Annotated in this window: 21 protein-coding genes; 8 read left to right on the top strand and 13 right to left on the bottom strand. The window is 71.3% G+C overall.

All coding sequences use genetic code 11. The annotated features are described in order from the left end of the window. Nucleotides 1–68 precede the first annotated feature (68 nt). Nucleotides 69–1,496, top strand: a complete 1,428-nt coding sequence (locus tag AWX74_RS23365; RefSeq protein WP_091280870.1) for a sulfatase family protein — start codon at nucleotides 69–71, stop codon at nucleotides 1,494–1,496. A 97-nt stretch (nucleotides 1,497–1,593) separates the two neighbouring features. Then, a complete protein-coding gene (locus AWX74_RS23370; protein WP_091280874.1) occupies nucleotides 1,594–2,523 on the top strand; it encodes a formylglycine-generating enzyme family protein in 930 nt (309 codons plus the stop codon). Nucleotides 2,524–2,737: 214 nt separating this feature from the next. On the opposite strand, the gene AWX74_RS23375 is transcribed toward AWX74_RS23370, so the two are convergent. Next, nucleotides 2,738–3,367 (bottom strand): TetR/AcrR family transcriptional regulator, encoded by a 630-nt coding sequence (locus AWX74_RS23375; RefSeq protein WP_091280877.1) that lies wholly within the window; start codon nucleotides 3,365–3,367, stop codon nucleotides 2,738–2,740. Between the two features lie 774 nt (nucleotides 3,368–4,141). Between AWX74_RS23375 and AWX74_RS23380 the strand changes: the two genes are divergently transcribed. The 3 genes from AWX74_RS23380 to AWX74_RS23390 all read left to right on the top strand — a co-directional run bounded on the left by AWX74_RS23380 (nucleotide 4,142) and on the right by AWX74_RS23390 (nucleotide 7,361). Beyond that, entirely contained in the window at nucleotides 4,142–5,224 is a 1,083-nt protein-coding gene (locus tag AWX74_RS23380) for an S-(hydroxymethyl)mycothiol dehydrogenase (RefSeq protein ID WP_479724499.1), read from the top strand. Nucleotides 5,225–5,352: 128 nt separating this feature from the next. Beyond that, nucleotides 5,353–6,672 (top strand): ABC transporter substrate-binding protein, encoded by a 1,320-nt coding sequence (locus AWX74_RS23385; RefSeq protein ID WP_091280882.1) that lies wholly within the window; start codon nucleotides 5,353–5,355, stop codon nucleotides 6,670–6,672. 194 nt (nucleotides 6,673–6,866) lie between these two features. Continuing rightward, nucleotides 6,867–7,361, top strand: a complete 495-nt coding sequence (locus AWX74_RS23390) for a RodZ family helix-turn-helix domain-containing protein (protein WP_091280884.1) — start codon at nucleotides 6,867–6,869, stop codon at nucleotides 7,359–7,361. A 94-nt stretch (nucleotides 7,362–7,455) separates the two neighbouring features. On the opposite strand, the gene AWX74_RS23395 is transcribed toward AWX74_RS23390, so the two are convergent. The 6 genes from AWX74_RS23395 to AWX74_RS23420 form a co-directional block, all read right to left on the bottom strand. After that, on the bottom strand, nucleotides 7,456–7,947 hold the full coding sequence (locus tag AWX74_RS23395) for a hypothetical protein (RefSeq protein ID WP_091280888.1): 492 nt from the start codon (nucleotides 7,945–7,947) through the stop codon (nucleotides 7,456–7,458). Between the two features lie 207 nt (nucleotides 7,948–8,154). Further along, on the bottom strand, nucleotides 8,155–9,084 hold the full coding sequence (locus AWX74_RS23400) for an LLM class flavin-dependent oxidoreductase (RefSeq protein WP_091280891.1): 930 nt from the start codon (nucleotides 9,082–9,084) through the stop codon (nucleotides 8,155–8,157). A gap of 254 nt (nucleotides 9,085–9,338) precedes the next feature. Next, nucleotides 9,339–9,788, bottom strand: a complete 450-nt coding sequence (locus AWX74_RS23405; protein ID WP_242666374.1) for a MarR family winged helix-turn-helix transcriptional regulator — start codon at nucleotides 9,786–9,788, stop codon at nucleotides 9,339–9,341. A 111-nt stretch (nucleotides 9,789–9,899) separates the two neighbouring features. Then, the gene (locus tag AWX74_RS23410) at nucleotides 9,900–10,133 is read right to left on the bottom strand and encodes a hypothetical protein (protein WP_091280893.1); all 234 of its coding nucleotides are present in this window, start codon (nucleotides 10,131–10,133) and stop codon (nucleotides 9,900–9,902) included. Then, complete coding sequence (locus AWX74_RS23415) at nucleotides 10,130–12,139, bottom strand: acyl-CoA synthetase (RefSeq protein WP_207550397.1); 2,010 nt, start codon at nucleotides 12,137–12,139, stop codon at nucleotides 10,130–10,132. Before AWX74_RS23415 ends, AWX74_RS23410 begins: the two co-directional genes overlap by 4 nt. Nucleotides 12,140–12,442: 303 nt before the next feature. Beyond that, on the bottom strand, nucleotides 12,443–13,711 hold the full coding sequence (locus tag AWX74_RS23420) for a PucR family transcriptional regulator (protein ID WP_114476412.1): 1,269 nt from the start codon (nucleotides 13,709–13,711) through the stop codon (nucleotides 12,443–12,445). 124 nt (nucleotides 13,712–13,835) lie between these two features. On the opposite strand from AWX74_RS23420, the gene AWX74_RS23425 reads away from it, so the two are divergent. Continuing rightward, nucleotides 13,836–15,080 (top strand): ABC transporter substrate-binding protein, encoded by a 1,245-nt coding sequence (locus AWX74_RS23425; RefSeq protein WP_091280903.1) that lies wholly within the window; start codon nucleotides 13,836–13,838, stop codon nucleotides 15,078–15,080. Between the two features lie 31 nt (nucleotides 15,081–15,111). Here AWX74_RS23425 and AWX74_RS23430 read toward each other — a convergent pair whose 3' ends face one another. Further along, complete coding sequence (locus AWX74_RS23430) at nucleotides 15,112–15,585, bottom strand: cupin domain-containing protein (RefSeq protein WP_091280906.1); 474 nt, start codon at nucleotides 15,583–15,585, stop codon at nucleotides 15,112–15,114. A gap of 4 nt (nucleotides 15,586–15,589) precedes the next feature. Continuing rightward, nucleotides 15,590–16,267, bottom strand: coding sequence for a hypothetical protein (locus AWX74_RS23435; RefSeq protein WP_091280908.1), 678 nt, complete (start codon nucleotides 16,265–16,267; stop codon nucleotides 15,590–15,592). A gap of 187 nt (nucleotides 16,268–16,454) precedes the next feature. Here AWX74_RS23435 and AWX74_RS23440 point away from each other — a divergent pair, with 187 nt between their 5' ends. Continuing rightward, nucleotides 16,455–20,072 carry an ATP-binding protein gene (locus AWX74_RS23440; protein ID WP_193209840.1) on the top strand — a complete coding sequence of 1,206 codons (3,618 nt, stop codon included), beginning with the start codon at nucleotides 16,455–16,457 and terminating at the stop codon, nucleotides 20,070–20,072. 37 nt (nucleotides 20,073–20,109) lie between these two features. Here the strand turns inward: AWX74_RS23440 and AWX74_RS23445 are convergent, their stop codons facing one another. The 4 genes from AWX74_RS23445 to AWX74_RS23460 form a co-directional block, all read right to left on the bottom strand. Further along, entirely contained in the window at nucleotides 20,110–20,535 is a 426-nt protein-coding gene (locus tag AWX74_RS23445; protein WP_091280914.1) for a type II toxin-antitoxin system VapC family toxin, read from the bottom strand. Continuing rightward, nucleotides 20,532–20,831: a type II toxin-antitoxin system Phd/YefM family antitoxin gene (locus AWX74_RS23450; RefSeq protein ID WP_242666375.1), complete on the bottom strand. Its 300-nt coding sequence runs from the start codon at nucleotides 20,829–20,831 to the stop codon at nucleotides 20,532–20,534. The genes AWX74_RS23445 and AWX74_RS23450 overlap by 4 nt, the downstream gene beginning before the upstream one ends. A 60-nt stretch (nucleotides 20,832–20,891) precedes the next feature. Continuing rightward, a complete protein-coding gene (locus AWX74_RS23455; protein ID WP_091280917.1) occupies nucleotides 20,892–21,572 on the bottom strand; it encodes a sensor histidine kinase in 681 nt (226 codons plus the stop codon). Nucleotides 21,573–22,073: 501 nt separating this feature from the next. Then, entirely contained in the window at nucleotides 22,074–22,517 is a 444-nt protein-coding gene (locus AWX74_RS23460) for a transglycosylase SLT domain-containing protein (RefSeq protein WP_091280920.1), read from the bottom strand. A 636-nt stretch (nucleotides 22,518–23,153) separates the two neighbouring features. On the opposite strand from AWX74_RS23460, the gene AWX74_RS23465 reads away from it, so the two are divergent. Beyond that, entirely contained in the window at nucleotides 23,154–24,059 is a 906-nt protein-coding gene (locus AWX74_RS23465) for a polysaccharide deacetylase family protein (RefSeq protein WP_091280923.1), read from the top strand. The last annotated feature ends 49 nt before the right edge of the window (nucleotides 24,060–24,108 follow it).

Genomic DNA, 24,108 nt, shown 5'->3' on the forward strand with positions numbered 1-24,108 from the left:
CGGCGCGGGCGCGAAATCGCCCGTTGGAGCGGCCGACGGGCCCGAGCATCCCAGGAAGGGACGCGAAAATGAACGAGGGAAATCCGGAGAGCTCCGGACGCGAGCCGGGATCGACCAGCCGTCGAGGTTTTCTCGCCGGGTCGTTGGCGGCGGCGACCGCGGCGGCGACAGCCGGCCTGTCGACGATCCCGGGGCTCGTCTCGCCGGCGTCGGCGGCCACCCGGCCGAACATCCTGGTCATCGTCACGGATGACCAGCCCAAGGCGACGCAGTGGGCGACGCAGAAGACCTACGACTGGATTGCCGAGCAGGGTGTCCGGTTCACCAACGCCCACTGCACGACCCCGCTGTGCGCGCCCTCACGCTCGTCGATCTTCTCTGGTCGTTACGCCCACAACCACGGGGTGCGGGTCAACGCGAACCCCGGAAACCTGGGCCAGAACACCACCGTCCAGCGCTACCTGACCCAGGCCGGCTACCGCACCGGGCTGTTCGGCAAGTACCTCAACGGCTGGGACATCAACGCCAGCCCGCCGCATTTCGAGGAATGGGCGCTGCTGAAGCCGAGCTACGTCGACGGCACCTACAACGTCAACGGCACGGTCCAGACGATCAATGGCTATACCACCAACGTCCTCAGGAACCGGACGCTGAGCTTCCTCGACAAGGCCGCGACCGACACGCGGCCGTGGTTCGCCTACGTTGCTCCGTACGCCCCGCACGGGCCCAACACACCGGCCGCCCAGTACGCCGACACGGTCGTGCCGGAGTGGAACGGCCGGCCGGCGGTGCACGAGACCGACAAGAGCGACAAGCCGCCCTACGTGCAGAACTCGACCAGCACCCTCGCCGACGGCCAGGCGGTGCGGGAGCGGCAGCTGCGCACGCTGCTGTCCGTGGACGACGCGGTGCAGGCCTTCCGGGACAAGCTGGTGGCCCTCGGGCAGCTGGAGAACACGCTGGTCTTCTACGTCCCCGACAACGGGTACCTGTGGGGCGACCACGGCCGGGTCGCCAAGTCGGTTCCCTACACGCCGGCCCACGAGCTGCCGTTCTACGTGTCCTGGCCGGGCGGCGGCCTGGGTTCCGGAACGGTCGACAACCGCATCGTCGGGCACATCGACATCGCCCCGACGATCCTCGACGCCGCGGGAATCACGCCGAACACCCCGCAGAACGGCTTCTCGCTGCTCTCCTCCTCCAGCCGCGACCACATCCTGACCGAGTTCTGGAAGAAGGGCACCGCTGCCGGTGGTGTACCCACCTGGGCCTCCTATGTCAGCACCACCAGGCAGTACGTCGAGTACTACGACCTGCACGCCAATGCCAGCGGCCAGCAGGCCGGGACGGGGCAGGTGCTGTTCCGTGAGTACTACGACCTGGTGAACGACCCGGGCCAGCTGGTGAATCTCCTTTACAACGCGACGCCGGCGCAGGAGCAGGCTCTCGGCATCCCCGCCCTCGCCGCCCAGCTCACCGCCGACCGCGCGGCCTGACGGCCCGCGCAGGGCTCACTGATGGCGGTGGCCCGGCCCGACCCCACGGGACGGGCCACCGCGACCGGTCCGACGACGAGAAAACGAAGAGAAACCCATGTCTGCTTCCTGCTGCACCCCCGGCCGCGATCCCGGCACCGCCGGAGGCGTGGCGGCGCCCATCCGAGCAGCCGGCGCCCGCACGACGCGGATGATCAGGCTTCCCGGTGGGCGTTTCCTCATGGGTACCGAGGACGAGGAGGGCTACCCCGCGGACGGCGAAGGGCCGGTCCGGGAGATCGACCTGAGCCCCTTCGCGATCGAGGCGACGACGGTGACCAACACCCAGTTCGCCACGTTCGTCAAGGCGACCGGGTACGCCACCGACGCGGAGCGTCACGATTTCTCCTTCGTCTTCGAGGGCTTCCTTTCCGAAGAGGTCGCCACGAGCTCACCGGTCGTCCACGAGGTGCCCTGGTGGCATGCGGTGGCCGGGGCGTTCTGGAAACACCCCGAAGGGCCCGGCTCGTCCATCGCGTCCCGCCAGAACCATCCCGTCGTGCATGTCTCGTGGAACGACGCGCAGGCCTACTGCGCCTGGGCGGGCACCCGCCTGCCCTCCGAGGCCGAGTGGGAGTACGCCGCACGCGGCGGCCTGGAGCAGCGCCGTTACCCGTGGGGTGATGAGCTGATGCCGAAGGGCCGGCACCAGTGCAACATCTGGCAGGGCGTCTTCCCAACGGTGAACACGGGGGCGGGCGGCTATCTGGGCACCGCCCCGGCCAAGGCATACCGCCCCAACGGCCATGGGCTCTACAACGTCGTCGGCAATGTCTGGGAATGGTGCGGGGACTGGTTCAGCGCCGACTTTCACACCACCGGCCCGCGTTCGGATCCGACCGGGCCGCCCAGTGGCCTCGCCAAGGTCATGCGCGGCGGCTCGCACATGTGTCACTCGTCCTACTGCAACCGGTATCGCGTCGCCGCGCGCAGCTCGAACACCCCCGACAGCTCAGCCGGCAACATCGGATTCCGGGTGGCATTCTAGGCCACCCGACCGCGCGCATCCGCCATATGGCGGCCCACCGGGGATCCCGCGCCGGCGCGCCGCGCCGCGCCGCACCGCGCAAGCAATTCACGCCAACCACGGCAAACGAGGCACAGAGTCACCTGGCGATCCGCAAGAAGCGAAGATTTTGGTTGTTGTCGCAGCCGAAATCCTCGCTTCTTGCTCAGCAGCAATGGCTGCGCGCCCCGGGCGGCTATCCGACGGGACGCGGGACCCGCTGCGAAGCTGGGAACAGGACGGGACCCACCCAGCGACGGAGGTAGTCGCGCAGCTCCTGACCCATCCGGGGCGGGTCGGGCGGGACCAGGATCAGTGACTGCATGATCCGAAGCATGTGCTCGACGAGCTGATCGAGCATCTCGTCGTCGTAGCCGAGTTCCGCCCAGTTCACGCGCCGGTTGACCAGGATCGTGCGCACGCGGGCGATCTGGGCGGGTGCCATCATCCGCCGACTGAACGTGGTGGGATAGCCGCCGGCGAGCAGCAGCATGAGCAGCGGCTCGTCCGGAAAGCGCTCGATGATGAACGCCATCGCCTCGACGACGAAATCGGCGATGTCGTCGACGTCCGTGGGAAAAGTCGCCTCGAACTGTGCCACGAAGCGTTCCGCCGCGGCGTCTGACACGGCGGCGAAGAGTTCCTCGGTGCTCGTGAAGTAGCGGTAGACGGTCTTGCGGATGACACCGAGGTCGGTGGCGACGTTGGACAGGGTGGTTCCCGCCGCCCCGCGTAGCGCCACGCTCTGGATCGCGGCGTCGATGATGCGTTCGCGCGCCTGGGCGTCGTCGGCCGGCGGTACTCCGGCCCACCCTCTGCGACCCATGCCTGCCACTCCCTGCTGCCTGACCACGGCGCTGTGCCCTGACCGTCCGGACTGTCCTACCCGCCCTGGGCGGCCCCGCGGGTCAAGAAGTGTTCTTGCACTCTGTACCCCGGCCGCGCCCGCCCGTTGCCACGCGCCCCTCCGGGCCCCGAGACGCGGAGCGCCACCGAGCCGCCCGGGCGGCACCGGTCATCCCACCATCCTCCAGACGACCGGATCCGAAAACCACTACGCACAGCGATCGATCGATCTCCGGATTGGACGTTGCCCCAGAAGAAACATCGATCCATCATATGTGTCATTGTCCCCTCTGGAAGCTGGTGATGAGTGACTGCCCTGCCGGCACAGCACGTCAGGGGCGATCTCGACCGCGACGGGGGCAGTGACGGCGACATGCGGAACGGCGGCCGGGGCGGCGACCGGTACAGCGACGGCGACGCGCGGGCAGCGCGTGGCACGCCGCGAGGCTCGCCGTGGCGCGGGCCTCGCCCCGCCACGGCCACCCACCCCGAGCGCTCTCGTTCCCGCGCACCCACGACTGTGCTTCCCGATTTCTCCCGTTCCACATTTCCGTTATCCGCCGGCCCGAGGTGGTGATTCAACGCGATGCGCAGATGTTCCTGGACCGGCCGTCAGCGGGTCTCACAGGGCGGCAGGGCGGCACGGGGCGGATCTGTCGGGTGCCGTTTCCATCGTCGACTCGCGCCGGCGGCGCCACTGACGCTCCCGCGCCGCGAGAAGGAAAAGACCCTGAGGGTTCCGAGGAGACCGATGATGCAGGAAGTCCGTGGTGTGATCGCCCGCGGAAAAGGTGGGCCGGTAGAACTGACCACCATTCTGGTGCCCGATCCCGGCCCGGGCGAGGCGGTCGTCAGAATCCAGGCCTGCGGGGTCTGTCACACCGATCTGCACTACCGCGACGGTGGCATCAACGACGACTTTCCCTTTCTCCTGGGGCACGAGGCCGCCGGAGTGGTCGAGTCGGTCGGCGCCGGCGTGACGGACGTGGCCCCCGGCGACTTCGTGGTGCTCAACTGGCGGGCGGTCTGCGGCACCTGCCGTGCCTGTCTGCGAGGCCGGCCCTGGTACTGCTTCGCCACCCACAACGCCTCCGTTCCCATGACGCTGCCCGACGGGACGGCGCTGTCACCCGCCCTGGGCATCGGCGCCTTCGCCGAGAAGACCCTGGTACACGCCGGCCAGTGCACGAAGGTCTCCCCCGCCGCACGCCCGGCCGTGGCCGGGCTCCTCGGCTGTGGGGTGATGGCCGGTATCGGGGCGGCGGTCAACACCGGCGGGGTCACCCGCGGTGACAGCGTCGCGGTGATCGGCTGTGGCGGTGTCGGAGACGGCGCGGTTGCCGGCGCCCATCTCGCCGGCGCGGCGAAGATCATCGCGGTGGACACCGATCCCCGCAAGCTCGAGTGGGCGAAGGGCTTCGGCGCGACCCACACCGTCAACGCGAAGGAAGTCGATCCGGTCGCCGCCATCCGGGAGATCACCGACGGCTTCGGTGCCGATGTCGTGATCGACGCCGTCGGCCGCCCGGAAACCTACCGGCAGGCCTTCTACGCCCGCGACCTGGCGGGCACCGTCGTCCTGGTCGGCGTCCCCACGCCGGACATGACTCTCGAACTGCCACTGCTCGACGTGTTCGGTCGCGGCGGCGCACTGAAGTCGTCCTGGTACGGCGACTGCCTGCCGTCCCGCGACTTTCCCATGCTGATCGATCTCTATCTTCAGGGCCGGCTCGGCCTCGACGCCTTCGTCACCGAGGAGATCTCGCTGGACGGCGTCGAATCGGCGTTCTCCCGGATGCACACCGGAGACGTCCTACGTTCGGTGGTCATCCCCTGACCATTACGGCTCGCGCCGGGAAAACCGGTGCCGCGGGCACCTTAGCCCTCGACGGGCAGGGCCCTGACACACGATGTCCGGTTTCACAGAAGAGAGGAAACCAGGTGCGAAGGTTATTCAGGAAATCGGTGCTGATCCTGACTGTGGCGGGCGTTGTCGGAATCGCCGGATGCGGCGGCGGGGACAGCACCAACGACACCGCCGCCGTGGACCCGGCCCTGCTCAAGCTCGGCGCGGACCACGGCTGGAACCAGACCGACGTCACCGTCGACGCGGCCTCGCTGGACTGTCAGGGCAAGGCCTCGAACCCCACTCGCGGTGTCACCGACACGTCCATCAAGATCGGTGGACTGGCGACGGTGACAAGCCCCAGCGGCATCGCGTTCGGTGACGCCGACGCGGGCGCGAAGGCGCGGTTCGCCCGCGCCAACGCCGAGGGCGGAATAGCCGGCCGCACGATCGACTACGTCGGCGTGCGCGACGACGGCTCGGATCCGGCGCGCAACTCCGCCCAGGCCACCGCCCTCGTGTCGCGGGATGAGGTCTTCGCCGCGGCTCCGGTGCTCACCACGACCTCCAGCTACATTGACACGTTCTGCAAGGACGTCACGCCCTTCTTCGGCTGGGGAACCGAAAGCGGCTTCTGCGGAAACGCCATCGGCTTCAGCATCGTCGGGTGCCAGACGCCCACCGCCGAGCAGCGGGCCTCGGTGAACACCGGGCCGCCCGCGATGGTGAACGCCCTCATCCCGGCGGGATCCCCGAAGAGCATCGCGATGATCGGCATCGACAACGACGCCGCCCGCCAGGGCAACATCACCGTGTCCCAGGGATTCCAGGCCGCCGGATTCAACGTCGTCTACGAGAAGACACCGATCCCCGTCTCCGGCCTTTCCGACCCGACGCCGATCGTCCAGGCGGTCATGACCGCCGACCAGGGCGCGCCGCCGGCGGCGGTGTTCATGGTCACGCCGGTCGGTGACGCCGTGAAGCTGCTCGGTGCCCTCCGCGCGGCAGGGTACGACGGAATCCTGCTCACCCCCTTCTACGACCCGCGCCTGGCCGGGGCAAAGGAGCTCGCGGACACCTACGCGGTCATGCAGTGGCAGCCCGGTCTGTCCACGGACGTCCCCGGCATCAAGCAGATGATGGCGGACTTCAAGGCCTACGCCCCTGACCTGCCGGACAGCCTGCCCGCGATGGCCGGCTACTGGGCGGCCGACATGCTCGTCACGGCCCTGCAGAAGGTCGGGCGTGACCTGACCGTCGACGCGCTGCTGAAGACCCTCAACGGCGACTACACCAACTACGTCGCCGGGGCGGTACCGGAGACCCGCTGGCCGCTGAACCATGTCGCCGCGTCACCCTGCGGCACGCTCGCCCACCTCAAGGACGGCAAGTGGAGCGCGCCGGCTCTCTCCTGCGGCGCCATCGCGAAGATCTCGTAGTGCCCGGGGCGACCACGGACTGTCCGTGGTCGCCCCCATCCAAGGCCTCAGGCGGTCTCCATCAGCCCGACCACGGGCTCGCGCTCGTCGGCGTGGCGGTGACCGACATCCGACTCTTTCCCCCGTGGTCGATCATCGGTTGTTAACCTCCGCCGACCGTGCTTTTCGAGGGGGTTCAGGTGACGCGTAAACGCATGGCGGCGCTGACAAGGCCCGCGGTGGTGGTCGCGGCGGTCGTCAGCCTGACCGTCGGCCTGGGCGGATGCAATGGCAGTGACCAGGATGAAACCGTGTCCGCGCCGGTCAGCACCGGTGTCGCCGGGTCTCCGGCACCCGCCACCTCCACATCCCCGGCTCAGCCTGCCACGGCGTCCCCGACGCCCGTCGTCACCGCATCGCCGGTGCACCGCACGCCATCCCCGTCGCCGGTCGACGCGATCACCGCCGCCGTGAAGAGTGAGCCGACGGTTGCCAGGGATGTAGTCGTTCAGAACATCAGGATCTCTTCGATCGACTCCACCTGGGCCTACGCGGGCGCCTACTCCCCGTCGGCCGGTGGTGCCCAGGCGGTGCTGCACCGAACCGGCGATGCCTGGCGGCTCGTCAGCTACGGCTCCGCCGAGGTTGGCTGCGGCGAAGGCGTGCCCGCCGCCGTCATGACCGAGTTCGGCCTCGACTGCCCCTCCTGACCTGGTTACAGCGCTGGCCGTGAAGCTCCGGTCACGGGACATACAGGCCACCGGCGGGCGGGTGACGAACCCGCCCGCCCGCACCGCGCCGTAACTACCGGGTCGGGGCGTAGAAGGTCTGCGGCGCGCCGCAGTAGCTGGTGGACGGAGCCACCGCGCCGGGGACAACAGTCCGGCAGACCCGGATGGTCACATGGTCGATGGTGCCAACGACGGGACCGGGCTGGAGCGTGAACGCGAACGCACGCTCCCCGTTGTCCACCCGCCGTGCCGCCCGATCCACCGCCACGGTGCCGCTGTAGGCGGTGAAGAACGCGGTGGTACGCAGCCCGTCGTCGCGGATGGGCAGGCACACGTTGTTGCGCATGTCGTAAACCGATCCCGCGACGTCCACGACCGGCACTCCGGGCGTGCCAAGGGTGCGCCAGGTGAGTTCGCCCTTTGTATAGCCGAACAGGCAGTCGTCCGCGACGACGGAGAACGACGCCGGACCGGCTGCCAATGCCGCTCCGGGAGCGAGCACCATGCCGACAAAAGCGGCCACGAACAGGGCAACCAGCCGAAATGACGTGAAGACGCGCCTCATTGCTGTCCTTTCATTTCTTGCCCGAGCTGCTGTCCACGCCACAGTACTTCCCGATGCATTTTGTCGCCGATTCCCCGACACCGACTTCGATCTATATTCACCTGTTCGCCATCCGGTCCACCCGTTGCCTGAATTCCGGGGACGGCGGCGGGGGCCCCGGTGGTGCCAGGTCAGGTCGCGGGGCTGAGCAGCACGCCGAGGGTCGGCCTACCGGTCCGGTCGGATGCGGCCGTCCTGGACGGTCGCAGCCCGCACGGCCGGAACAATCTCATTGGCCCAGCGGCCGATGCCGGTGGCGTCCTGGGCTCCGCCGTCCGGGGAGAAGATTATGAAACCGGCGGCGTCATGCTCCTGCACCGCCGCGGTCAGTTCCTCGACCCACTGGCCCACCGAGCCGCCGATCCACCGGCCGTCACCGTCACGGGTGGCGGGCAGCGGCTGGTCGGTGATGCGTCCGGGGAGGTTGTAGACGGTGCGGATGTCACGCGGGTCGCGGCCCACGGCGGCGGCGGCCTCGTCGATGACCGGACGTGACTGGCGGTATCGCTCGCTGCGCCAGTCGGCCGCGTGGCCGGGGATCCAGCCGTCGGCAACGCGGCCGGTGGCGGCCAGGGATCTCGGGCCGACCGATCCCGTCCACACCGGCGGCGCCGCCACCGGCGCCGGCTCGATGTCGTTCACCTGGTAGTAGCGGCCCCGGTGCGTGACCGGTGGCCCGCCACCGGAAAGCTTCCTGACCAGGACGATCGCCTCTTCGAAGGCGTCGACCGCCTGGCTGGCGGACAGCCGCGGCACGCCGAGGTCGGCGATCCGATCCCACCGGCCACCCGCGCCGAGGCCCAACACGACCCGGCCACCGGAGAGCGCCGACAGTGAGGTCACCGCTCGCGCGAGCAGCGGGGCGGGCCGGCTCGGCAGGTTGCTGACGTTGGCGAACCCGGCGATGCGATGCGTGTTCCCGAGGATGAAGCCGATGGCGGCGTAGGCGTCCAGGCGGACGCCGAGATACGGATGGTCCGACAGGGAGAAGAGGTCGAGGCCGTCGCGATCGGCCTGTTGGGCGGCCTGTAGCAGCGCTGGCGCGTCGTCGACGCCGCTGTGCGCGCCGAAGCCGAACACAACCTCTGGTATAGACATTTCTTGCCCTTCGGATTGATATCGCCGCTCCTGGCGCAGGCACGGCGAAAATGCCGGCAACCTGGGCTGAGGATCTCACCCTGATTCCCGGGCGCGGGTCGATTCCGGCGATGCTGGAGCGGGCCGACCGGCGAGACACCGATCGCGCAATGGAGCGTTCCGTCCCCACCCAGCGAACTTCGTACCACGAACTATAATAGTTCGTGGTACGAACCGCAACACTCAGCCCGTGGCGCGCGCCCGGCGGCCCCCGCTCATCCCGACCCGGCGGCGGACGCCCCTTCATCCAGCTCCACGAAGACCACCGGAACCTGGTTGTCCACGATGACGCGGCCGAGCAGGCTCGCGAGAACGGCACGGTCGGCCGGGCCGAGCCCCGCCGGCAGCTTCTCGATCCGGCGGCAGGTCTCGGCATAGAACCTGGCCGCGAGCTCACGGCCCTGCGCCGTCAGGGCGACACAGACGGCCCTGGAGTCGCGCGAGTCAGGTTGGCGCCGGACCAGACCGTTGCGCTCGGTACGGTCCACCAGGCCGGTGACACTCGACTTGGCCAGCCCCAGAATCGCACCCAGCTCACCCATGCCGCACGGCTGCGCCATCAGCACGCAGAGCAGTTGGCCCTGCTGCGCGGTGAGTCCATGCTCGCGACTCGACTCGGCATACACGGCATTCACCAGGAAAGCCGACCGCACGAGCGCGGCCACGACCCCGATCTGGCCATCACCCTGCTCGCCCATCCCGCCAGACTAACACCCAACCACCCAAAAATTCGCACAGCGAACTATCTTGCGATCGCGCCTCACGGCAAGCTGAGTTCACCCGCTGTCACCCACTGGTCGGGTCGGTGAAACCTGCAGCCCCAGCCGCAGTGCCACGCTGGCGAACCAGGCGCCGAAGTCGTCGCTCCGCTGGCCCATGCCGGCACGAACGGTGTCGCACCAGTCCGGCCGGTCGAGCACCGCGAGATACCGCCGCACGAGGCGGTCCCGCTGTTCGGTGGTGCAGCCGGACTGTTGCGCGGTGCTGCTCGCCAGGCCAGCAGAAATCATCCACCGGTGACGGTGGTGGGGCCGACCGCGCGGGTGGCTGGGCGGAAGCGCCATGCGGTGGCGAAGCGGCCGAGCTCGGCGGAGACGCGGGCTGCTGACCTCTCGTCGGCGGGTTCGGTGACCGTGAGGACGGGCCCGCCGCCTTCGGTGTGGACGGTGAGGGTCGCCGCTGCCTCGGCGAGGCCGGCTTCCTCCAGGGCGGCACCGGCGGCGCGGCGGGCCGCGTCCTCGCGCAGCGGCACCTTGAACGTCTTGCCGACGAGCGTCATCGGGATGCTGTCGACCAGGTGGACGACCTTCGGCACGGCGGCCCGCTCGGGGATTCTCGCCGCTGCCCATTCCAGCAGGTCCTGGGCAGCCACGGTCGCGCCCGCCCGCACGGCGACATAGGCGACGGGCACCTCGCCGGAGTGCGCGTCGGGCCGGCCGACCGCCGCCGCGGCGGTGACATCCGGGTGGCGCAGCAGGACGTCCTCGATCGACGTCGGGTCGATGTTGTGCCCACCTCGGATGATCAGGTCCTTGGCCCGGCCGACGAGGCGGACGAAGCCGTCGGGGCCGACACTGCCCAGGTCGCCGGTGTCGAGCCAGCCGTCGGCGATCCTGCCGGCCGGTTCCGGTTCCGGATCCGGAACCGGATCGGAACCGGGTTCGTCGGAGCCCGGGCGGAGGTAGCCCGGGAACACGTTGGGCCCGGCGATGACGAGGGCACCGGTCTCACCTGCCGGCAGGTCGGTCCAGGTGCCGTCCGCCTCGATGCGCACCGCCCTGATGCGCTGGTAGGGCAGGCGCTGGCCGACCGTGCCGGGACGGAGATGGCCGGGCAGGTTCCGGGCGGAGGCGCAGGTGGCCTCGGTCAGCCCGTAGCCCTCGCACAGCTGCAGCCCCCCGGTGCGGTCGGCGAACCCGCGGCGGATCTCCTCGGGCAGGGGTGCCGCGCCCACGACGGGCAGGACCAGGGTGGAGATGTCGGCGTCGACCGGGCAGGCGGCGAGGACCGAGTAGACCGTCGGCACAGCGGACATCGCCGCGACCCGATATCGCTCGACGATCTTCCAGAACACCCGGTAGAGGGACGGGTCGCGGTAGCCGAGCGGGCCGGCCCAGACGACGTGCTGGCCGCGGTACAGCGGCGCCAGGCAGGTGAGGACGACGGCGTTGACGTGGAACAGCGGTAGCCCGGCGAGCGCCGCGACGTCGTCGGCGAGCCGGACGCCCACCGCGATCTGCCAGGCGTTGACGACCTCGTTGGCGTGGGTGTGCGCGGCGAGCTTGGGCGACCCGGTCGTCCCACCGGTGTGGAAGTAGCTGGCGATGTCGCCCGGCCGCGGCCGGTCCGGCGCGGTGAGCGTGTCCGCCGGCTCGGCGGCCATGAGCTCGTCGAGGTAGGCCACACGGGCCGCGGCGCCGGTTCCCGCGACGGGTCCGTCGAGGGCCGGGACGGGTCCGTCGAGGGCCGGCGGGATTCCGGTGGCGCCGTCCGGGCGCACCGCCAGCACCGCTCGCAGCCCGGCGCCAGCCGCGAGCCGCACCGCGGTCGCCCACACCTCCGGGTCGAGTTCCGGCCCCGCGGTGACCAGCACCCGAGCCCCGGACAGGCGGAGAAGACCCACGATCTGGTCGTGGGCCAGGCCGGGGTTGAGCGGCGCGGCGATCCCGACGGTCTGTGCGGCGAGCAAAGCCGCCAGGACGAGCCCGTTGTTGGGCGCGAGGATCGCCACGGCATCCCGACGGCCCACCCCCAGCCGGGTCAGGACGTTGGCGACCTGGTTGACGCGGCCGCACAGATCAGCGAACGTCCAGACGACGGGCCGATCCCATTTTTCTCCCGACGGCAGCAGCGAGACGGCCGGGCGGCTCGGCCAGGTCTGTGCGGCGTGCCGCAGCAGGGCATGGGTGCTGGCCGGCAGACCCCGCTCCGCGAGCGGTACCTCTTCGATCACCGCGAGATCCGCGGGGGCGCCGAATTCCGGCCACCACGGGTCGACGCCTTCATTTCCAGCCACGACCATGTAATCCTCCGACTTCGGGGAAGCGCGACGGAACCGCGGGAATGAAGGAGCGTGGTTTCCCGGCCGGCTGTCGACGAGTCCGCTGCCCGGCGGTTCGGGACTGGCCGCCAGCCTATGGACGCGCGGGGCCGGGCACGACCGTGCACTTTCCCAGATCTGCGGCCGAAGATTTGGAGTCCATAACAAAGGTGTCCTCGTTCAGCCGCGCACCGTTGACCCGGAATATCAGAGCCTTTGCCATCTCGCCGGCCACGGCCAGAGGTTGCCGTGGATCCGAGCCGACGATGGGAAAGGCGCTCAGCCGAGCCCACCCACGTCGGCGGCGTGGGCGGTGAAGGCCGCGTGGATCATCGGCAGGTCGTCGCTGCTGGTGGGATCGAGACCGGTCAGCGCGGACGCCTTCCGCACCCGGTAGTCGACGGTGTTCGGATGGACGTGCAGACGTCCCGCGGCCCGGCGGCGGTCAAGCCCGCAGGCGAGGAAGACCCGCAGGGTTTCCAGCAGGTCCGGCCGGTTCGCCAGCGGCTGCAGCCGTGACGCCAGATAGTCACGCGCGGGCCCCGGCCTGGTGAGCTGGTAGTCGAAGGCGACGTCGCCCAGCTGGTAGATCCCGGCGGGACGGCCGGACGCCCGGGCGATCTGGCAGATCTCGGTGGCCAGCCGGGCGGCGGGCGCGACGGCGTCCGGCCGGGCCGGCACGACACCGCCGGTGATCTCCGCGCGGGCGGCGCGGCCGAGCTGGCCGACGAGCGACGACAGCGCACCCCAGCTGCGCTCGGCCAGGTTCTCCGTGGGCCGCGCGCCGACCGCGTCGTCGAGGGGCACCAGGACGAGCCCTCCGTCGGGCGACAGCCCGTGGAGCACGACGGCCGGTGCGCCGCCTTCCAGTTCCGTCCGGATCCGGCGCAGCTTGCGGCGCGCGGCGACAAGCGCGTCGACCGCGGGGTTGAGCTCGTCGGGATGCGGGGCGATCTCCAGGCTGATCACCGCGTAGCACGCCGGCAGCCTGACCGCCGCCCGCCGGGCGGCTATCTCCGCCGGCGAGGCGGCGAGCAGCGCGGAGAGCATCGCTCGCCGCGCGTCCTGTTCCTCGTGGATGGCCGTCAGCCTGGCTTCGAGGTAGCCCGCGGAGACCTCGGAAATGATTGTCCGGAGGTATCGCAGGAGCAGGCGCTGGACGGTCAGGATCGCGGGGAGATCGCCGGGCTCGACCGTGGCGATGACCCGGTCCACGCACACCTCGGCACCAAGGTGGTAGGCGTCGATCAGTGCTTCCAGCGGAACGCCCTCGTCGGCACGCTGGCCGGCGGATTCCCGTAACTCCCTCAGCTGTCCGTGGGCGGGTGGTTCGCCGGTGCGGAGCATGTGCGTGAACAGCCGGATGCAGGTCCGGGTCGTCTGGGTGATGTCACCGCGCAGCTCCTCCTCCGGCAGCGACGCGTAGGCGGAAAGCTGCGTGGACAGCTCCGTGACGACGGACGCGGCCAGCTCGCGGATCCGCACCGACAGATGCCGGTCCACCGGCACTCCACCGAAGTAGATCCTGGAGCTTTTGGTATCGGTCACAGAGTTCCTCCGCGTTATCTGGACAAGATCCCAGGAGCACTGCGGTCCCGTCGCCTCCATGCTTGCTCAATTGATATCCGGTCTGGCGGGATCACACCGGACCCGGATCCGGCGTGGGAGATCGATGTTGGGCATCATTCGGCGCGATCGTTTACCCCGGCCGCCTGCGCTGGCGGCGCTGGCCGCACTGGCCTTGGCGGGGGCGTGCGCGGCCTCCGACACCGGCGGGTCCGGCCTCGGCCGCCCGGCGTGCACATCGCCGGGCGTCAGTGCGACCGAGATCAGGCTCGGGCTGTTGCTGTCCGACACCGGCCCGGCCGCGGAGATCTGGCAGGGGATGCGCAGCGGCATCGAGGCCCGCCTCGGCGAGGTGAACGAACGGGGCGGTGTTCACGGCCGGAAGATCGTCTACAGCTGGCGGGACGACGAGTCGAACGGTGCGCTAAACATCTCCGGCGCCCGCGACCTCGTCGAGGGCGCCGGTGTGCTCGCCCTGCTGGAAGGCTCCAGCGTGGTCGGTGAGTCGGCCCAGTACCTCGACGACCAGGGCGTGCCGGTGGCCGGTGTGGCCCAGGAGGCCGCCTGGTCGCAGCATCCCAACATGATCAGTTACGCGAACATCGCTCCCCCGGACACCCGGACGCGCGACACCCTGGCCCGGTACGCCCACGCCGTCGGCGGCGATTCGGCCGTGGTGGTCATCGCGGGCCTGTTCGAGGCGTCGGTCCAGGGCGGCGCACGGATCACCGAATCACTGGCGGCCGGAGGCGTGCCGGTCGTCGCGACCCTGGACTACACCCAGGGCGCCAGCTCCCCGGCCCGGCTCGCCCAGCAGATCGCCGCCACCGGAGCGGACGTCCTCGTCAGTGCGCTGCCCGGCGGAGCCTTCGCCGAGATCTACGCCGCGGCCCGGCAGGCCGGCATCCCTCTGCGGGCCGCCGTCTCCGCCGCGGGGCTCGACCAGGGACTGGTGGACGCCTACGGCACGCAGATCAGCGGGGCCGCCTACTACACGTCCGTGGTACCGCTGGAGGTGTCGTCTCCCGTCCACCAGCCGTACCTCGACGCGATGGCGCGGTACGCGCCCGGCCAGTCGCCCGACACGAAGAACGCCCTCGACGCCTACATCACCACGGATCTCCTGGTGCAGGGCCTCGAAGCGGCTGGCGCATGCCCCACCAGGGAGGGCCTGCTGACGGCGTTGCGGTCGTTCGACGCCTACGACGGCGGCGGCCTGCTCTCCGCGCCGGTGGACCTGACCGCCGGATTCGGCCGGCCACCGGCCTGTTACACGTTCGTCGTCGTCAACCAGGCGGGAAGCGGCTTCGAGGTCGCCCCCCAGAGCCCGATCTGCCCCGGCACACCGTGACGCCACCACCGCGCGGTGACCGCGGCCGGGCTCAACCTGAGCCTGGTTCGTCCGGTGCCTCGCCGGACTGGACGAGCACGTCGACGTTGTACTCGGCCGACAGCGGCGCGATGAGGTCGGCGTCGTGCCCCGGCGGCCAGAGCGCGAGGTAGAGCCCTTCGGCCCCACCCGGCGTGAACAGCATGAGCACGTCGGCCGGCCCGTCCAGGGCGAGGCACCGGTGCGGCCGGTCACGGGGGACGAAGACGAGGTCTCCGGTGGCGGCGGTGAAGTGGCGTGAAGCGGCCTCCACCCGCATCCGTCCGTCCAGGACGACGAACGACCGGTCCTCGCCGTGGTGGATCAGGTACGGTGCTTCGTCGGCGGGCAGCAGCCGGACCCGGAGCAGGCCGTAGGAGCCGCCGGTCGTCGCCGCGGTGGCGAGCGGGACGGGCGCCGGCCTGCCCGGTGGGACCGTCCGCGGGCCACCCCCGGCGGTGCCGGAGGTGGTGTGGAACGGGCGCACTCGTTCAGCTCCCGCCTCGTCGCGGCTGCCTGCTGTCGTTCCACGGCAGGGTGGTCGCCGCCAGCGCCAGTCCGGCGACGACGGTGGCCGGGATGATCCAGTAGCCTTCCTTCACGGGCAGGCCCTGCCCGAACAGGAGCGTCACACCGGCGAGGACGAGACCCGCGGCCACCGGCCTGGACAGCCCGCCGGCCCGCCACCCGACGATGCCGAGCAGCGGAACTCCGATGATGAACGCGAACGCGACCGGCAGGGCCACCAGCGTCATGTCGGACTCGATCTCATGCAGGGTGTGGTGGTCGATGTTCGGTGCGACGAACAGCTCGATGTAGGCGTTCGCGGGCATCGTCACGAACCCGATCCAGACCAGCACGTAGGCGGCCCGGGCCAGTCGGCCAGGCCCGAGGCGGCCCGCCAGCAGCGGCAGCCCGGCAGCGATCAGCACGCCGCCGATTCCGAAGAGCAGGTGGGCGGCGGACCAGGTGGCCGCCTGCTCGGCCGCCTCGTTGTGCTCGAGCGGGTGCAGCAGGTTTCCCAGCGCGAACAGGACACCGCCGGCGCCGAGCAGGACCCGGCGCAGCGTCGTGTCATCCGACGTCGCCGGCACGGGGGCCTGCGGTTGCCGCGCCGAGCGCGGTGCCCGCGGCGCGCCGTCGAGCGGCTGTGACTCCACAGTGGACATTGCTCCTCCTTCATGACCGGGATCTGGGATCGGGGCGGCCGCGTGCCGCGCCCATCGCCACGGACGACTGTTGCCGACTACGCTGGCCGTTCGGCGGTGAAAGCCTTGCGTGCGCCTTGCGTCCGGCTGGGCCCAGTCGCCGGCGACGATTCGGGGGTCGATCGCAGCGTTGAGCAGCTCCTCTCCCGTGCGGTTCGGCGTACTCGGGCCGACCACCGCCACCACGGCCACGGCCACCGCCGGCGACGGCGACGGCGACGGCTCCCCGCTGGAGCTCGGCCCGCGGCGGCGCCGGGAGCTGATCACCCTCCTGTTGCTGCGGCCCGGCGTCACCGTCACCGCGGACGCACTGGCCGACGAGCTGTGGCAGGGCGAACCGCCACCAGCCGCGCGGTCCACACTGCAGGCGCATCTGTCCGTGCTGCGCCGGGTCCTGGAGCCGGGGGCCAGCCCGCCGTACCGGCTGCTCGTCACCCGAGGCTCCGGCTACGCCCTCGCGGTCTCCCCCGCCGATCTCGACACCGGGCGCCTCGACGAGTTACGGGCACTCGCCAGGCGGGCGCTCGACGACGGGGACCCGGTCGGTGCCCGCGCTCATCTGGAGCGCGCGCTCGCCCTCTGGCGGGGTGAGCCGTTCGCCGACCTGGCGGACCACCCGGCAGCCGAAGCGGCGCGGGTGAAGCTGGCGGAGGACCGGATGGCCGTCCGGGCGGACCTCCTCTCCGTCCGGCTCGACCTGGGCGAACACGATGCGGTGATCGGTGAGCTGCGCGTCCTGACGAGCCAGCACCCGCTGCAGGAGCGGCTTCACGCCCAGCTCGCCACCGCGCTGTACCGCGGTGGCCGGCAGGCCGACGCGCTCACCGTTATTCGTCAGGCACGGCAGACCCTGGCGGATGATCTGGGCCTCGAACCGGGGCCGGAGCTCCGGGAGCTGGAGACCGCGATCCTGCGCCACGACGCCGGGCTGGGGCGGCCCGGCGTCCCCCACGTTGGCGTCCCCCGCACCGGCGTCCTCGCCACCCCTGCCCTGACCGCCCCCACGCTCGCCACGCCTGCCACCGCCGGGGCCGCCGGGGCCGCCGGCGGGCGGCTGCCGTTGCTTGGCCGAGACCGGGAGCTCGCCGTTCTCGAACAGGCGTGGGAGCGGACCGCCACCGAGCAGGCGACCGGCGTGGCCCTGCTGTCCGGCGAGGCAGGCATCGGCAAGACCAGGCTGCTGGAGGAACTCGCCCGGCGGGTACCGGCGCAGACCCGTTGGGGCCGCTGCACGCAGGTCTCCGGCGCCCCGGCCTACTGGCCATGGCGGCAGCTGCTGCGAGGCCTGCCCGCGGAGGTGGTGGGCGCGTTCGGGGCGGTCCGGGACGGTGACGGTCCGGTCCGGTTCGAGGTGGCGCTGGCGATCGGCCGCCATCTGGCCGAGCTCGCCTCCGCCGGTCCGGTGCTGGCGCTGCTCGAGGATCTTCACTGGGCCGACCCGGCTTCGATCGCGATGCTGGAGATCCTCGCCGGCGAGCTGACGGACGTCCCTGTGCTGCTGGTCTGCAGCTTCCGTCCGGGGCACGGCGGGACGGCCGCCCCCGGTGACCCCGCCGGGGGCGGCCAGGACGGCGAGCCCCTGCGCCGGCTGCTCGGCGTGCTCGCCCGTCACCCCGCCCTGACCAGGGTGGAGCTGGCCGGGCTCCCACCGACGGACGTCGGCCGCCTGTTCGGCGCCGTGAGCGGGATGGCGCCCACCCCGGTGCAGGCCGAGGCGGTCCGCCGCCGCACCGCCGGCAATCCCTTCTTCGTCGTCGAGCTCGCCCGGCTGGCGGCGACCACCTCCGCCGGCCGGGCCACCACCGCCGGCCAGGCCACGGCGGACGGCCTGGCCACGGCTGTTGACCAGGCCGCAGCGGCCGGCACGCTGCCGACCGGGGTGCGCGACACCGTGCTCGCGAGGCTGGCCGCGATGCCCGCCGGCCTGACCCGCCTGCTCGCCGCCGCCGCGGTGGTCGGCCGCGAGGCGGCGCTGCCGGTGGTGACGGCCGCCGCCGGGCTGTCCCAGGCCGGCGCGCTCGACGCGGTGGACATCGCCGTCGCCGCCGGGCTGGCCGACGTGCCCGCTCCGGGACGGCTGAGGTTCACCCACGACATCGTCCGGGAGGCCGTGCTGGTCGGGATGGGCACCGCCGAGCGGGCCCGGCTCGCCGGCCTCGTCGCCGACGCCCTGGTCGCCCACCAGGGCGCGTCGGTGCCTGCCGCGGTGCTCGCGCACCATCTTCGCGTCGCCGCGGCCGGGCATCCCGACCTGCGCGCCGCCCAGGCGCAGGCAGCCGCGGCAAGGGCCGCGCTCGCGCAGTTCGCGTTCGAGGACGCGGCGAGCCTCGCCGGCCACGGTCTCGACCTCGTCCCCGGGGACCGTCCTGACCTGCGGGTTGACCTGATGGTGATCCGCGGTGAGGCGCTACGGCGGTCCGCCGCCTTCGCGCAGGCACAGCAGGTGCTCACCGAGGCCGCCGGAATCGCCACCGCGCATGGCGACACCGTCCGCGCGGGACTCGCGACGCTGACCCGCGCCGGCGACGCGGTCGGCGGCTACAGCTCCCTGTTCCACGTCCCCGTGCCGGGCCTGATCGCCGATCTGGACGCCGCGGCGGCGGCACTGCCCGCGGCCGAGGGGGATCTCCGCCTCCGGTTGCTCACCTCGGCGGCCGTCCGGGCGTGCTATGGCGAGCCGGCGGCGGCGAGCCGGCTGATCGGGCGGGCCGCCGAGGTGCTCGCCGAGCAGCGCACGACCCGCCCCGGGGCGGCCGAGGAACCCGCCGGTCTGCTGATCGCCCGGGCGCTCGCGGCCTGGACACCGGCGCACACCGGCCTGCGGCTGGCGATCGCCGACACGCTGCTGGCGACAGTCGAGGGCCCGCCGAGCGGCGAGCTGGTGGCCCGGCACCTGCGTCGGGCCGTCCTGTGGGAGCTGGGCGAGGTCGAAGCCGCCGAGGGCGAGTCGGCCGCCTTCAACCGGCGGCTGCGCCAGGTGCGCGACCCTGACTTCGACCTGCTGGACCGCTGCTGGCAGGCGATGCACCACCTCTACGCGGGGCGGTACGACCAGGCCGCCGAGGTCGCGGCGATTCTGGGCGGGCCGCTGCCGGGCGTGACGCCCGGGGCGATCAACGCGCTCACCCAGTCCGCCAACACCATCCACGGCATCACCGCCTGGGACCGCGCCACCTTGGGCGACTTCCTCCCGCAGGTGGACGACATGGAGGAACAGGTGATCGCCGAGTGGGCGCTGATCCGCGCCCTCGCGCTCGTGGACACCGGACGCCCCGAGGCCGCGGCCCGTGAGGTCCGCCGGCTCGTCCGGCCGGACCTGGCCGACGTCGCGCCTGGTGCCATGGAACCGGTCTACGTCGTGCTTCTCGCCGAGATCGTGGCGCAGCTGGTCGACGCCGTCCCGGACATGGCCGAGTGGGCGACCGGCCTCGCGGACCGCATCGCGGGGTACGGCGAGACGCTGGTGACCTTTGTGCTCGGTCTGACCTGCATGGGCCCCGCCACCCTGTACCGGGGCGGCCTCGCCCTGGCGCTGGGCCGGGTGGACGAGGCCATCGCCGACCTGCGGTCGTCGCTGGTGCTTGCCGACAGGACCGGCGGGGTGCCGTTCGTGATCCGTACCCGGCGGCGGCTCGCCCAGGCGCTAGGCCGCGCCGGGCATGCCGACGAAGCCCGACAGCTCGACCGGGCCGCCGCGCGCGACGCGCACACCATCGGCATGCGGCTGCCCTATTCCGGCACACCTGTTCCTGATTCCGGCACCTGACCTGTTTCCGCCACCTGGCATGGCGCGGGCCGGCCGGTCAGCCAGCCGAGGCGGAGGGCGGGCCCGGCGACGCGGTCGGGAGATCGGCTCGACGCGCGGCCTCGAGCAGGCGCTTGTCGTAGGTCACGAACGCCTCGAGCTGGGTGTCGTTCGCGTCCACCAGTCGAAGCGCGGTGGCAAGGTGGATGGCGTCAAGGGACCGCAGCAGTGGGTCATCGAAAGCAGCCGCGACGTTCCGCACGCGGCCATCGATTTCCAGGCGGTACATCCGGTCCAGCACTCGCGGCACGCGCCCCGATGCCTCCGGCGCCGCACGTCTGATCGCGCGCGCGACCTCCACCTCCGCCAACGCGGAGGTGAACCGCGCCACGTCGTCGCGGGCGTTGAGCCAGTCGACGAGTGCCGCACTTTCGGGCTCGGCCACGACAAGCTTCACGACCGCCGCCGAGTCCAGATAGATCACCAGCGCTCCTCGTCGCGCATGGCGATCAGCTCGTCGGTCGCGCTTACGGAGGGGTTACCGAGAAGTGGCGGCATGGGCACAGGACCACCTGTCACCGGCGGTATCGCGCGGCCCTCGGTCACCAGGCGGTCGAGCGCCGCCGTGCCACGACCGATGGGCACCAGCCGCGCCACGGGACGACCACGGTCCGTCACCTCGATCGTCTCACCGCGCCGAACACGGTCGATGACCTGACTGGTGTTCTGATTGAGCTCCCGCACGCCAACCCGGTCCATGCGCCGAGTGTAGAACATCATGTCCTACATCAGTCCGCGGGCCGGCCGGGGCTGACCATTCCGGCCCGGACGAGTCGCTGGTCATCCGCCAGCAGGATCCTGATCATCGGCACCCCACTCATCCATCGGCTTGCCGGGGACTGTGAACAGTAGCTGGGCACGCACGACGAAGCCGCCCGCAGGCCCAGGCCGCGCGCTCAGCAGGCCGTCCAGCGCACGGGCCCGTTCCGTCATGCCGGCGATGCCCGTACCGCCCGCGTTGCCGGCGGGAGCCGGGCCCCGGCCGTCGTCCTCGATGCCGATCGTCAGTTGCCGGTCGTCGCGGTGGATCCGGATGGTCACGTGCCGGGCGCCGCTGTGCCGGGCGGCGTTCGTCAGCGACTCCTGCACGATGCGGTAGGCGGCGAGGTCCACCGCGGCGGGCAGCGGCGGCCCGGTTCCGCTCTCGTCGACTCGCACATCCAGGCCCGCCCGGGTGGCCGAGACGATCAGATCGTTGATTCCGGCCAGGCCCGGTATGGGGGCGGTGGGCGCCTCCTCGTCGACCTGGCGCAGCACGCCGAGGGTGGCGCGCAGCGGCAGGTGGGCCTGGTGGCTGCCGGCGCCGCTCGCCGGAAAGCTGCCCGCGGTCTCGATCGAACGCCCCGCGACCGTTGCGGACTGACGAGCCGCGGACCGACGAGCCGCGGAACCGCCCGGGGCGTCGCCGACAGATCGCCACCATCGCGCTCTGCACCCTCGGCTGCCTCCTCTGCGTGGCATCCGTAAGTGCCCGCTGGCTGCGCGGCGAGATCCTCGACACCGACCGCTACCTCGGTACCGTCGCGCCACTGGCCGGCAATCCCACGCTTCAGGAGGCGGTGGTGACACAGGTGGCGCAGGCCGTCAGTAAACGTCTTTCCCGAGACGCCCAGAACGACATTCCGGGCCCGCTCGCCGACATCCTCTCCGGGCCGATTTCCGCCGGCGTCGAAAAGGCGACCTACGAGATCACGCTCGACTTCGTCCGCAGCGACGCGTTCAGCGCGATCTGGACCGCCGCCAACCGGACCGCGCACCAACAGCTCGTCGCGGTCCTGCGCGGCCGGCCACCGGCCGCGCCGACCGCCGGCCACGCTCGCCGGCCGGCGCGGCCGGTCCGCGGCGGGCCCGGGAAACGACGGAGGGCCTCCCGACAGGGGGAGGCCCTCCGTGCGTCCGAGCTCCGCGCCGTGTCAGCCGTACGTCGGCGTTCGGGCGCGGTCCGGCTTCAGCTCAGCCGGGTCAGCCGGCGGCGTGGCCGCGGCCGAGGTACTTCAGGTAGGCGCCGTTGGTGTAGGTCGACCAGGCGGTCGGACCCTGCGACGAGCAGACCTTCTTGGCCGCGGCCGCGTTGGCGTGGGTGTCGTACAGGTTGATGCCCTTGGTCCAGGGGTGCGCCCAGGTGTTGATCTGCCAGAGGCCACGGGAGTCCTCGATGCTGGTGGCGAGCCGGGCACTCGGGTTGCCACCGGACTCGGCCAGCGCGATGGCGACCCAGGTGGACGTCGGCACGCCACGACAGCCGGACAGGCCCGCGCTCTTGGCGGCCAGGGCGATGGACGAGTCGGAGGCGGCGCTCGCCGGAGAGGCAGCCATAATCCCGACACCGGTGGTGACGGCTCCCACCATGGTGACGGCGGCGAGACGGTTACGCAGGCTGCTCTTGACTGTGCGTCGGATCGACAAGAAAAATACTTTCCCACGACACCTACGGAAGCCCGAAATGGGCACGCGAGCACACTGGCCAAAAAGCCTGGCTCGCGGCGGAGATGCTTCTTCGCACCCGCCCGGAAGAACCCCGGCAGGGTTCTCCGTTTCTGCCCCGCGAAAATGAGAGAGGATATGCACCGGAACCGTGGGCAGAACTCGGCGTCGGCCCGGTGTTCGCGCTCCGGCGGATTCGTGTTTCCGACCGGAACGAGCACAACATTAGACCGGATCTTGACCCGGAGGCAAGCACCCAGCGTCACCAGATACGGTCCCGATCGCTGACTTTCCGCATTTCCCCGTAACCCACAGGCAGATCGCCAAACGAACCGTGACCGGCGTCACGTTTCAGAAGGCCGCGAGATGCCAAGGACGTGGCCGGCCTGCGCCGCGGAGTGCCGGGGCACGGCGGGGTCGCGACGCCAACGGCCGCCGCCGCCGCACCGCGCCGGGCCCCATCCGCCCCCGGCCACGCAGGCCAGCCAGACCACCCGGACCCGTCCACCCCCCGGTCCGTCGCCGACAGATCGGCCGGCCCCGACTCGAAATCCCCCCTTGATGCCGACTTGGTCGGCTAACGAGTGGACTGGCGGTGATCGTTGCTAATGTCGCGACGTGGAGCGCAGAACGCTGCTGTCGCTGCTGAGCATCGGCGCGGCCCAGTTCCTCGTCGGATGTTCGTCCGGATCCGTCTCACCCGGGCAGCCGCCGCAGCAACGGACACCGCCGACCGGCGGTCCGACCAGGCCGACCGGTCAGCCGGCGCAGCATCCGGCGCCGCTGGCCGCCGGCGCCAGCGGGCCCGCTGACCAGGGCGCCGCCGTGGGCTCGGTGAGCACGTCCTCAGGCCCGGCGCTGCCACCGATCCCACCGCCGCACCCCGGCCCCCCGAAAGTCGTCTTCCAGGCACCGGGCCAGACGCGACGGATCGCCCTGACCATCGACGACGGTTACGCACCCGAGGTGGTCGCCGCCTACGTCGCCTTCGCGCAACGCAGCGGGATCCCGATCACCTTTCAGCCGAACGGCTGCTACGAGGCGATCTGGAGCCGGCATGCCGCCGCCCTGCGGCCCCTCATCGAGGCCGGCCAGGTACAGATCGGCAACCACACCTGGACGCACCGCAACCTGCTCGCCCGTGGCCGGGCGGACGCGGACATCCGGGCGGACGTCGAGCGGAACGAGGACTGGATCCAGCGGACCTTCGGCATCACCAGCCGGCCCTGGTTCCGACCGCCCTACGGATCCCACAACAGTCACGTGGACGGCGTCGTCGCCGAGCTCGGCTACACGAACATCATGATCTGGAACGGCTCCTTCGGCGACTCCGCCGTGCTGACCCCGGAGCAGCTGATGAACGAGGCCCGGCGCTATCTCCAGCCTGGAACGATCATGCTCGGCCACGCGAACCATCCCACCATCACCGGCCTGTTCGACCAGGTCCAACAACTGATCGAACAGCGCCAGCTGGAGCCCGTCACCCTCGACACGATGTTCGGCACCTCCCGCGCCATGGGCTGACCCGCACGGCCCACCGACGGGCCGACCGGGCCGGAACATCGCTGGATCT

The organism is Parafrankia irregularis, from assembly GCF_001536285.1.
Lineage (GTDB): Bacteria > Actinomycetota > Actinomycetes > Frankiales > Frankiaceae > Parafrankia > Parafrankia irregularis.

Excerpts from the sequence above, each read along its gene's own strand:
- AWX74_RS23365 (WP_091280870.1), top strand. The coding sequence starts at position 69 with ATGAACGAGGGAAATCCGGAGAGCTCCGGACGCGAGCCGGGATCGACC.
- AWX74_RS23370 (WP_091280874.1), top strand. The coding sequence starts at position 1,594 with ATGTCTGCTTCCTGCTGCACCCCCGGCCGCGATCCCGGCACCGCCGGA.
- AWX74_RS23375 (WP_091280877.1), bottom strand. The coding sequence starts at position 3,367 with ATGGGTCGCAGAGGGTGGGCCGGAGTACCGCCGGCCGACGACGCCCAG.
- AWX74_RS23380 (WP_479724499.1), top strand. The coding sequence starts at position 4,142 with ATGCAGGAAGTCCGTGGTGTGATCGCCCGCGGAAAAGGTGGGCCGGTA.
- AWX74_RS23390 (WP_091280884.1), top strand. The coding sequence starts at position 6,867 with ATGGCGGCGCTGACAAGGCCCGCGGTGGTGGTCGCGGCGGTCGTCAGC.
- AWX74_RS23395 (WP_091280888.1), bottom strand. The coding sequence starts at position 7,947 with ATGAGGCGCGTCTTCACGTCATTTCGGCTGGTTGCCCTGTTCGTGGCC.
- AWX74_RS23400 (WP_091280891.1), bottom strand. The coding sequence starts at position 9,084 with ATGTCTATACCAGAGGTTGTGTTCGGCTTCGGCGCGCACAGCGGCGTC.
- AWX74_RS23410 (WP_091280893.1), bottom strand. The coding sequence starts at position 10,133 with ATGATTTCTGCTGGCCTGGCGAGCAGCACCGCGCAACAGTCCGGCTGC.
- AWX74_RS23425 (WP_091280903.1), top strand. The coding sequence starts at position 13,836 with ATGTTGGGCATCATTCGGCGCGATCGTTTACCCCGGCCGCCTGCGCTG.
- AWX74_RS23435 (WP_091280908.1), bottom strand. The coding sequence starts at position 16,267 with ATGTCCACTGTGGAGTCACAGCCGCTCGACGGCGCGCCGCGGGCACCG.
- AWX74_RS23450 (WP_242666375.1), bottom strand. The coding sequence starts at position 20,831 with ATGATGTTCTACACTCGGCGCATGGACCGGGTTGGCGTGCGGGAGCTC.
- AWX74_RS23455 (WP_091280917.1), bottom strand. The coding sequence starts at position 21,572 with ATGCCACGCAGAGGAGGCAGCCGAGGGTGCAGAGCGCGATGGTGGCGA.